This is a genomic window from Actinocorallia lasiicapitis, from assembly GCF_054778695.1.
In genome coordinates, this window is the sequence record NZ_BAAGZI010000242.1 from 1 (window position 1) to 9,060 (window position 9,060).

The 9,060-nt window shown below is 71.9% G+C and carries 8 protein-coding genes; 2 read left to right on the forward strand and 6 right to left on the reverse strand.

The genetic code is table 11. The annotated features are described in order from the left end of the window. Positions 1-80: 80 nt before the first annotated feature. Complete coding sequence (locus ACYVE7_RS22870; protein WP_460367055.1) at positions 81-515, reverse strand: hypothetical protein; 435 nt, start codon at positions 513-515, stop codon at positions 81-83. A gap of 153 nt (positions 516-668) precedes the next feature. On the opposite strand from ACYVE7_RS22870, the gene ACYVE7_RS22875 reads away from it, so the two are divergent. Continuing rightward, entirely contained in the window at positions 669-1,319 is a 651-nt protein-coding gene (locus tag ACYVE7_RS22875) for a response regulator transcription factor (RefSeq protein ID WP_460367056.1), read from the forward strand. Then, complete coding sequence (locus ACYVE7_RS22880; RefSeq protein ID WP_460367057.1) at positions 1,316-2,533, forward strand: sensor histidine kinase; 1,218 nt, start codon at positions 1,316-1,318, stop codon at positions 2,531-2,533. Before ACYVE7_RS22875 ends, ACYVE7_RS22880 begins: the two co-directional genes overlap by 4 nt. On the opposite strand, the gene ACYVE7_RS22885 is transcribed toward ACYVE7_RS22880, so the two are convergent. The 5 genes from ACYVE7_RS22885 to ACYVE7_RS22905 all read right to left on the reverse strand — a co-directional run. Further along, positions 2,472-3,488, reverse strand: a complete 1,017-nt coding sequence (locus tag ACYVE7_RS22885) for an ABC transporter ATP-binding protein (RefSeq protein WP_460367058.1) — start codon at positions 3,486-3,488, stop codon at positions 2,472-2,474. The two genes, ACYVE7_RS22880 and ACYVE7_RS22885, sit on opposite strands and share 62 nt — an antisense overlap. Positions 3,489-3,552: 64 nt before the next feature. Continuing rightward, positions 3,553-4,281, reverse strand: coding sequence for a thioesterase II family protein (locus tag ACYVE7_RS22890; protein ID WP_460367059.1), 729 nt, complete (start codon positions 4,279-4,281; stop codon positions 3,553-3,555). Positions 4,282-4,331: 50 nt separating this feature from the next. Further along, the gene (locus ACYVE7_RS22895; RefSeq protein WP_460367060.1) at positions 4,332-4,937 is read right to left on the reverse strand and encodes a GNAT family N-acetyltransferase; all 606 of its coding nucleotides are present in this window, start codon (positions 4,935-4,937) and stop codon (positions 4,332-4,334) included. Between the two features lie 3 nt (positions 4,938-4,940). Beyond that, entirely contained in the window at positions 4,941-5,150 is a 210-nt protein-coding gene (locus ACYVE7_RS22900; RefSeq protein ID WP_460367061.1) for an MbtH family protein, read from the reverse strand. A 32-nt stretch (positions 5,151-5,182) separates the two neighbouring features. After that, the coding region (locus tag ACYVE7_RS22905; protein WP_460367062.1) for a non-ribosomal peptide synthetase at positions 5,183-9,060 on the reverse strand (3,878 nt) is incomplete at its 5' end.

Sequence of the window (9,060 nt, forward strand, 5' to 3'; positions counted from 1 at the left end):
GCCGACCAGCCCGGTGGCGGCCAGCCCCGCCCCGGTGATCACGACCGCTCCCCCGGCGGCCAGCAGGACCTTTCCCCGCATCACTCGCCGCCCGGGAGGAGCCCGGCGCACGCCTTGCTCGCGGCCTCGACCTTCGGCATGTCGCCGTCCTTCATCGCGGCCGACGGCCCGCCGTCGGCCCGCGGGTCGGGCATGTCGATCCCGTGCTCCCTCATGCACTTGGCGTATTTGGCGAGCGCGGCGAGCTCCTGCGGCGACCGCTTGAAGTCACCGCCCTGGGGCACGGGCGCGAACCGCTTGCACGCCTCGAACGCCTTCGTCGCCTTCGGATCGCCGGCGTCGGCGCCGATCGTCAGGGTGTTGCCCGGCTTCGGGTCCTCCATCGGGACGCCGTTCTCCCGCATACAGCGGGCGAACTTGACGCCGTCGGAGACCGCGGCCGTCTCCTTTCCGGTCGGCGCGGCTCCGCCGTCACCGCCGCAGGCGGCCAGGCCGAGCCCCAGCATCAAGATCATGGAAGCGCCGAGTAGCGTGCGCATGAGGCCTCCCCGAACAAGGGCCGGGCTGCTCCCGGCCGGTCGGGAAGCAGTCAACGCGCCGACCGCTAACCGGGCCGTAACCGATGCTGGTTATCTCGGCGTTAACCCGATTCGGTTACCGTGCGTCACATGAGGGTTCTGATCGCCGAGGACGAGACCATGCTGGCCGACCTGATCGCCGAGGGGCTGCGGGGCGAGGCGCTGGCCGTGGACGTCGTCCACGACGGGCGGGCGGCCCTCGATCATCTGGCCGTCCATGACTACGACGTGCTGATTCTCGACCGGGACCTGCCGGAAGTCCACGGCGACGACGTCTGCCGGGAGATCGTCGGCGGCACCGTCAAGGTGCTCATGCTGACCGCCGCGTCCGAGGTGAAGGCGCGGGTGGCCGGGCTCCGGCTCGGCGCCGACGACTACCTTCCGAAACCGTTCGCGTTCGACGAACTGGTCGCCAGGGTGCAGGCGCTGGGCCGGCGCACCGGATCCGCGGCAGTCCCGGTGCTGGAGCGGGCCGGGATCCGGCTCGATCCGGGCCGCCGCCAGGTGTTCCGCGACGGCGAGTACGTCTCCTTCGCCAACAAGGAGTTCGGGGTGCTCACCGAGCTGCTGCGCGCCGACGGCGCCGCCGTCTCGGCCGAACACCTGCTGGAGAAGGTGTGGGACGCCCACACCGACCCGTTCACCAACACCGTCCGCGTCACCGTGATGAAGCTCCGCAAGAAGCTGGGCGAACCGCCGGTCATCCACACGATTCCGGGAGCGGGGTACCAGATCCCATGACGCTGCGGCTTCGCCTGACCCTGCTGTACGGGTCGCTGTTCCTGCTGGCCGGGGTGGTGCTGCTCGGCGTCACCTATCTCCTGATGGATCAGAGCCTGACCGGCTCGGGGATGCGTCCGGCGTCGCGGACCGTCGCCGTCATCCCCGGCGAGGCGGTCACGGCCGCCACGGCGACCCCGGCGACCCCGCTCGATCCCGGCTTCGTCCAGACCAGGACCATCACCACCGCGGAGCTCCGGAAGATCATCGACGAGGGCAACCAGGAGGTGCTGAACTCGCTGCTCGCGCAGGGCGCGATCGCGCTGACGATCACCGCGCTGGCGGCGTTCGGGGCGGGCTGGCTGCTGGCCGGGCGGGCGCTCCGCCCGCTGCACCGGATCACCGCGACGGCCAAGGGCGTCGCGGTCAGCCGCGATCTGTCGGCGCGGATCGGCTACCGGGGGCCGCGCGACGACGTCAAGGAGCTCGCCGACAGCTTCGACGTGATGATGGAGCGCCTGGACCGCTCGTTCGACGGGCAGCGCCGGTTCGTCGCCAACGCCTCCCACGAGCTGCGCACCCCACTCGCCCTCAACCGGACCATGGTCGACATCGCGATGCGGCGGCCGTCGGCGACCGACGACGTCAAACGGCTCGGCACGGACCTGCTGGTCGTCAACGCCCGGCACGAACGGCTGATCGACGGGCTGCTGGCGCTGGCCGACAGCGAGAACCCGATCGTCGATCCCGTCCCCGCCGATCTGCGGCCCTACGCCGCACGGGCCGTGGAGCTGCTGCCCGAAGGGCTCAAGGTCACCGCCCGGCTCGAACCCGCCCCGGTCACGGGCGATCCGGTGCTGCTGGAACGGCTCGTCCAGAATCTGGTGGAGAACGCCGTCAAGCACAACGACGCCCGCGGCGAGATCGCGATAGAGACCCGCTCGGACGGCGGTGAGACCGTCCTGACCGTCGCCAGCACCGGTCCGGTGATCGACCCGGCCGCCGTGGAGGGACTGTTCGAACCGTTCCGCCGGCTCCAGGACCGCACCCTGTCCGCCGACGGCGCCGGGCTCGGACTGTCGATCGTCCGGGCGATCGCCGCCGCCCACGACGGGACCCTGACGGCCGCCGCCCCGCCCCTGGGCGGGCTGGCCGTCACGGTACGGCTGCCCGTCACACCTTCCGAGGTGGTGGAGGACCCTCGGACTGGCGGGTCAGCCTCTCCCAGTCGATGAGCCAGTCGCGGCCCTGGTCGTCGATGAACGAGCCCGGTGGCGCCTGGACGCCGTGCGACTGGAGCCACTGGCCGGGCCGGAGCTGCGATGCCCGCGGCCTGCCGTTCGACGGCATGATCTGCGGCGGGATCGGCGCCGGTTTGGCGGCGCTCCGCCAGCCGTTCGCCGCCTCCCCCGCCAGTTCCGCGGCGTCCTTCTCCTCCGCCATCCCGATCGGGCCCTCGCGGCGGGCGTTGAGGAACTGGTTGACCGCGGCGTCCTGGCTGGACAGCATCATCTCCCGGGGCCCGAACATCACCAGGCCGCGCCGGAACAGCAGCCCCATGTTGTCGGGCAGCACCCGGGCGGTGCCGATGTCGTGGGTGACGATCAGGATCGTCGCGTTCGTCTCGTAGTTGATGTCCACGAAGAGCTGGTTCAGATAGGACGTGCGGACCGGGTCGAGGCCCGAGTCCGGCTCGTCACAGAGGATGATCTCCGGTTCGAGGACCAGCGCACGCGCCAGCCCGGCCCGCTTGCGCATCCCGCCGGAGATCTCGCCGGGGAGCTTCTTCTCCGCCCCGGTCATGCCGACCATCTCCATCTTCGACATGACGATCTCGCGGACCTTGGTCTCGTTGAACTTCGTGTGCTCGCGCAGCGGGAACGCCACATTGTCGTAGACGCTCATCGAGCCGAACAGCGCGCCGTCCTGGAACAGCACCCCGAACCGGCGGCGCAGCTCGTACAGGCGGCGTTCACGCAGGTCGGGGACGTCCACGCCGTCGACCCAGACATGGCCGCGGTCCGGCCGCAGCAGCCCGATCAGATTCTTGAGGAACACCGATTTGCCCGTCCCCGACGGGCCGAGCAGAGCCGAGATCTGTCCGGCCGGGATCGTGAACGACACGTCCTCCCAGATGACCTGTCGTCCGAAGGTCTTCTTGAGACCTTCCACCCGGATTTCGACGCCCATGCGACCATCTCCTACACCGACCGCCTTGACGGTACGTCCGGAGCAGGGGCTTGAGAGGGCCCAATCAGAGCGGGACGTTCAGCGTCTTCATGATCTCGCCGAGCAGTTCGTCGCGCTGCTCGGCCAGGTAGAAGTGATCGCCGGAGAAGACCCGCTGCTCGAACGGGCCCGTGGTGAGCTCCGCCCAGCGGGCGGCGCGCTCGACGGACACGTCGCGGTCGGCCTCGCCGAGGTAGGCGGAGACCGGGATCGTCAGCGGTGTGCCGGGGGCGTGCCGGTACCGCTGGAGCATCCGGAAGTCGGCCCGGATGTAGGGCAGGACGAGCTCCCTGAGCTCGGGGTCGGCGAACGCGGCGGCGTCGCTGCCGCCGAGCCGCAGCAGCTCGGCGACCAGGGCGTCATCGTCGTCGACGGCGACGGGACGGCGTTCGCCCATCCGGTGGGCGGGCAGCCCCGCCGACACGAACAGGTGGACGGGCGGCGTGCCCTTCGCGGTGAGCAGCCGGGCTGTCTCATAGGCGACGACGGCGCCCATGCTGTGCCCGAACAGCGCCATCGGCCGGTCCTGGAGCGGCGCCAGCGCGGCGGCCGCGTACCGGGCGACCTGCACGAGATCGGTGGGCAGCGGGTCGGCCATCCGGTCGGCACGGCCCGGATACTGCACGGAGTGGACCTCGACGGCCGGGCTGACCGACCAGTTCCGGTAGGCGACGGCCGAGCCGCCCGCGTGCGGGAAGCAAACCAGGCGGGTGGTCGCCCAGGGGCGCGGGGTCGGGCAGCGCAGCCAGCTCATCGTCGTTCTCAATCCTCGTATCTCAGTCGTCGTATCTCAATCGCCGTATCTCAGTCGTCGTCGTGCACGAGACGGTCGAGCCGGGGGTCGCCCGGCAGCGGCCACGGGGCCTGGCGCGGGTCGGGGACGTCCTTCACGAACGTCTCCTCCTCCGCGGTCGCGAACCCGCGCCGCAGGTAGTTGGCCTTGGCGGTGGGGTGGTCGAGGGTCGAGGTGCGCAGGTGCACCCTGCGGGTCGGGCCGAAGCCCTCCGCCCAGAGCTGGTCGCGCTGCCAGGCCCGCCGGACGCACTGCTCGACGAGGTACCCGCCGAATCCGCGGCCCACGAAGGCGGGGACGAGCCCGACCAGATGGATCTCGGTGTCCCCGCCGGTCTGGGCCTCCAGCTCGAAGTACCCGGCGACGGTGCCCTCCGCCATCGCGATCCAGGTCGCGAGCTGCGGGCGGTCCACCCATTTCACCCAGTCGTCGTGGGTCCAGCCGAACCGGTCGGTCCAGCAGACCCGGGCGCCCACCGTCGCGTAGAGGGCGCGGTTGAAGTCAGGGGACGGAACCCCCGCCAGGCTGAAGGTCATCTCCCCCGAGGGCAGCGGACCGGTCCGCAGGTCTTGGAGGTCCAGCATCTCCATGGCCCATTCGGTGACCTTGATCTGCAAGGGTCAGGCGCCCATCGCTTCGATCAGTGACTTGGGCCGCAGGTCGGTCCACTCGGACTCGACGAACTCCACACACGCGGCCCGGGTGTCCTCGGACTTGGCCACGGTCCAGCCGGCGGGGACGTCGGCGAACGCGGGCCACAGCGAGTGCTGGCCCTCGTGGTTGACCAGGACGAGGAAGCGGCCGTCCGGATCGTCAAAGGGGTTCGTCATGATTCCTCCGATATGTGGGGTTCAGAGCCTATCTAGGGAAGATTGCCGAGCAGCACGCGGGCGATCGCGGCGAGCGGCTCCGGCTCCATCAGCAGATGGTGCGCGGTGTTCAGCGGCTCGTTCTTGATCGTCCCGGAGACCAGCGGGCCCCAGTTCTCCTCGGCCGTCGGCGACTGCGGGGTGCGGCCTTCCAGCGCGGTGAAGAACAGGACGTCGCCCTGGTAGGGGCCGGGCCGGTAGACCTCGGTGATCTTCATGCCGTTCTCGTAGTTGCGGTAGAGCGCGATCAGGCCGTGGTCGTCGAGGCTGGCGAAGGCGCTGCCCTTGGCGCGCAGCTCGGCCATGACGGCGGCGACGTCCGGCGCGGACGGGTCGCCCGCGATCTCCTCGGAGATCCCGGCGGCCTCCAGCAGCTCGGGGATCACCTCCCGACGGTCGGCGTTCAGATCCTGGGAGTGGAAGGAGTCGATCAGCGCGAGCAGCCCGATCTCCTCCCCCTCCGCCTGGAGCAGGCACGCCGCCTCGTAGGCGATGAGCCCGCCGAGCGAGTAGCCGGTCAGGTGGTAGGGACCGTGCGGCTGCACCGACCTGATCTGCGCGACATGATCACGGGCCGCCTCGGCCACCGACGCGTGCAGCGCCTCGTCAGGGTCGAGGAAGCCGCGCGCCTGGAGCCCGTAGACGGGACGGCCCGGCGGCAGGGTGCGGAGCAGCCCGAAGTACGGCCAGGCGAGCCCGCCCGCCGGATGCACGCAGAACAGCGGGGCGCGGTCGCCGCCGGAGCGGATCGGCAGCAGCACCCCGAGGCCCAGCTCGGCGTCCTGCGGGCCGCTCCGCGCCGCGACCAGCGCCTCGACGGTCTGGTGGGTGAAGACCGCGCGCGGCGACAGTTCGAGCCCGGCCTGCCGGGCCAGCCCGACCAGCCGCATCGCGACGATCGAGTCGCCGCCCAGGTCGAAGAAGCTGACGTCGGCCGCGACCTTCTCCAGCCCGAGCGCCTGCGCGAACAGGGCCGCCAGCTCCTCCTCCGCCGCCCCTTCGGGCGCGCGGCCCTCGGCGGCGGCCGCGAGATCGGGAGCAGGCAGGGCGTTGCGGTCGAGCTTGCCGTTCGGGGTGAGCGGGAAGTCCGGCAGGAACACGAACGCCGACGGCACCATGTACTCGGGCAGATGCTCGGCGGCGAACCGGCGCAGCTCCGCCGCGAACTCGGGGCCCGGCTCCTCGCCGCTCGCGGGCACCACATAGGCGACGAGCCGTTTGTCGCCCGGCCGGTCCTCGCGGGCCAGCACCGCGTTCTGGCCGACGGCCGGATGCCTGGCGTGGACGGTCTCTATCTCGCCGAGCTCGATCCGGAAACCGCGGACCTTCACCTGGAAGTCGGCACGGCCCAGGTATTCGAGCAGGCCGTCCCCGGTGCGGCGGACCAGGTCGCCGGTCCGGTACATCCGGCCGCCCGGCTCGCCGAACGGGCAGGCCACGAACCGGTCGGCGGTCAGCGCCGCCCGTCCCTGGTAGCCGCGGGCCAGGCCGTCGCCCGCCACATGGATCTCGCCGACGACTCCGTCCGGGACGGGCCGCAGCCGCTCGTCCAGCAGCCGGACGGCCAGGTCGGGCAGCGGGACGCCGATCCCGTCGCCCGGCTCGGACGTGCGGGTGACGGACGTGCGAGTGACGTGGACGGTCGTCTCGGTGATCCCGTACATGTTGATCAGTTCGGTGGGACGGTTCCAGCCGGTGAGCCGGGCCGGATCGAGCGCCTCACCGCCGAACACGACCTGGCGCAGGGCGAGATCACGGCCGTCGTCGGCGGCCATCAGCCGGTAGAACGCCGACGGCGTCTGGCTGAGGACCGTGACCTTCTCCGCCGCGAGCAGGTCCAGGAAGGCGCCTGGCGACCGGGCCGTCAGCGCGGGGACGACGACCAGCCGCCCGCCGTGCAGCAGCGGACCCCACAACTCCCACACCGAGAAGTCGAACGCGGCCGAGTGGAAGAGGGTCCAGACCGCGTCCGGGCCGAGGTCGAACCCCGCCATCAGCCGGATGACGTTCTGATGCGGGACCACCACGCCCTTGGGCCTGCCGGTGGAGCCCGACGTGTAGATCACGTACGCCGGGTGGGCGGGATCCACGGCGACGTCCGGGTTCCCCACCGGGCCGCCCTCCGGGGGAAGCTCGTCGACCGTCAGGACGGGGCGGGCGTCCCGGCGCAGGAACGCGATCCGTTCGGCCGGATAGCCGGGGTCGATCGGCAGGTAGGCCGCGCCGGTCTTCAGCACGCCGAGGATCGCGACGACCAGCTCCAGGGAGCGCGGCAGGGCGACGGCGACGAGCCGTTCCGGCGCCGCGCCCCGGGCGGCCAGAGCGTGGGCGACCTGGTTGGCGCGTTCGTTGAGCTGCCGGTAGGTGAGGGTGCGGCCGTCGAAGGTGACGGCCGGGGCGTCGGGGGTGCGGGCTGCCTGCTCCTCGAACCGCCGGTGGACGGTCGCGCGGCCGGGATGGCGGACGGGCTGCGCCAGGGCGGCGCTCCGCTCGCGTCCGGTCAGGAGGTCGGCGGCGCCGATCGGAGCGTCGGGGTCGGTGACGAACGCCGTGAGTAGGCGCTGGAACCGGTCGGCGAGCTCCCGGGCGGTGGCCGGGTCGTACAGGTCGAGGGCGTATTCGAGGTGTGCGGACAGGCCGGCGGGCGTGCCGTCGGCGGCGTGCCGCTCCGCCAGATAGAGGGCCAGATCGAACTTGGCGGCGCCGGGGCCCGGGTCGGCGACCGTGATCGTCAGGCCGTCCGGGCCGGGCGGGGGCACGGCGTCCTCCTGGAGGGAGAGGACCACCTGGAACAGCGGATGCCGGCCGAGGACACGGGCGGGCGACAGGGCCTCCACGAGATGTTCGAACGGAAGATCCTGGTGGACGTAGGCCGACAGATCGGTCTCGCGGACCCGGGCGATGAGCTGCCGGAACGTCGGGTCGCCGGAGGTGTCGGTGCGCAGGACGAGCATGTTCACGAACATGCCGACGAGGTCGTGGAGCGCTTCGTCGGTGCGTCCGGCGACGGGGGAGCCGATCGGGAGGTCGGCGCCCGCGCCGAGCCTGGTCAGCAGGGCCGCGTAGGCCGCCTGCATGACCATGAACAGGCTGGCTCCGGTGTCGCGGGCCAGCCCGGTGAGCGCCTGGTGGGTGGCGGCGTCGAGGTCGAAGGCGATCCGGTCGGCGCGGTAGGTGGGGTGGGCGGGGCGCGGCCGGTCCGCGGGGAGGTCGAGCTCGTCGGGCAGATCCGCCAGGGCCTGCGTCCAGTAGGCGGTCTGCCGGGCCCGCGGGCTGGCGGGATCGTCGGCCGTGCCGAACAGGGCGCGCTGCCAGAGCGTGTAGTCCGCGTACTGCACGGGCAGCGGCGTCCAGGTCGGGGCCAATCCGTCGCGGCGGTCCGCGTACGCCTGGACGAGGTCGCGGGCGAGCGGGGTCAGCGACCAGCCGTCGCCCGCGATGTGGTGGAGCACCAGCAGCAGGACGTGCTCCGTCGGCGCGGCGGAGAACAGCGCGACGCGCAGCGGAAGCTCCTCGGCGAGCTCGAAACCCCGGACCGCCTCGGCCCTGATCCGTTCCTCGTCCGCTCCGGCGAGCAGTAGCGGCACCCGGGCTTCCTCGGCCGGAAGCACCCGTTGGACCGGCCGGCCGTCGACCGTCGGATAGACCGTCCGCAGCACCTCGTGCCTGGTCACCACGTCCGCCACCGCCGCCCGCAGCGCCCCGACGTCGATCGCGCCGGTCACCCCGAGCGCCACCGGCAGGTTGTAGACGCCCGACTCCGCCTCGAGCTGGTCGAGGAACCAGAGCCGCCGCTGCGCGAACGACAGGGGCAGCGGGTCGGGACGGGCCGCGGGCACGAGCGGTGGCCGGGCCTCCTCCGCCCCGGGCA

What these genes read in the sequence shown, in the direction of transcription:
- ACYVE7_RS22870 (WP_460367055.1), bottom strand. Translation starts at nt 515, where the DNA reads ATGATCTTGATGCTGGGGCTCGGCCTGGCCGCCTGCGGCGGTGACGGC.
- ACYVE7_RS22875 (WP_460367056.1), top strand. Translation starts at nt 669, where the DNA reads ATGAGGGTTCTGATCGCCGAGGACGAGACCATGCTGGCCGACCTGATC.
- ACYVE7_RS22880 (WP_460367057.1), top strand. Translation starts at nt 1,316, where the DNA reads ATGACGCTGCGGCTTCGCCTGACCCTGCTGTACGGGTCGCTGTTCCTG.
- ACYVE7_RS22885 (WP_460367058.1), bottom strand. Translation starts at nt 3,488, where the DNA reads ATGGGCGTCGAAATCCGGGTGGAAGGTCTCAAGAAGACCTTCGGACGA.
- ACYVE7_RS22890 (WP_460367059.1), bottom strand. Translation starts at nt 4,281, where the DNA reads ATGAGCTGGCTGCGCTGCCCGACCCCGCGCCCCTGGGCGACCACCCGC.
- ACYVE7_RS22900 (WP_460367061.1), bottom strand. Translation starts at nt 5,150, where the DNA reads ATGACGAACCCCTTTGACGATCCGGACGGCCGCTTCCTCGTCCTGGTC.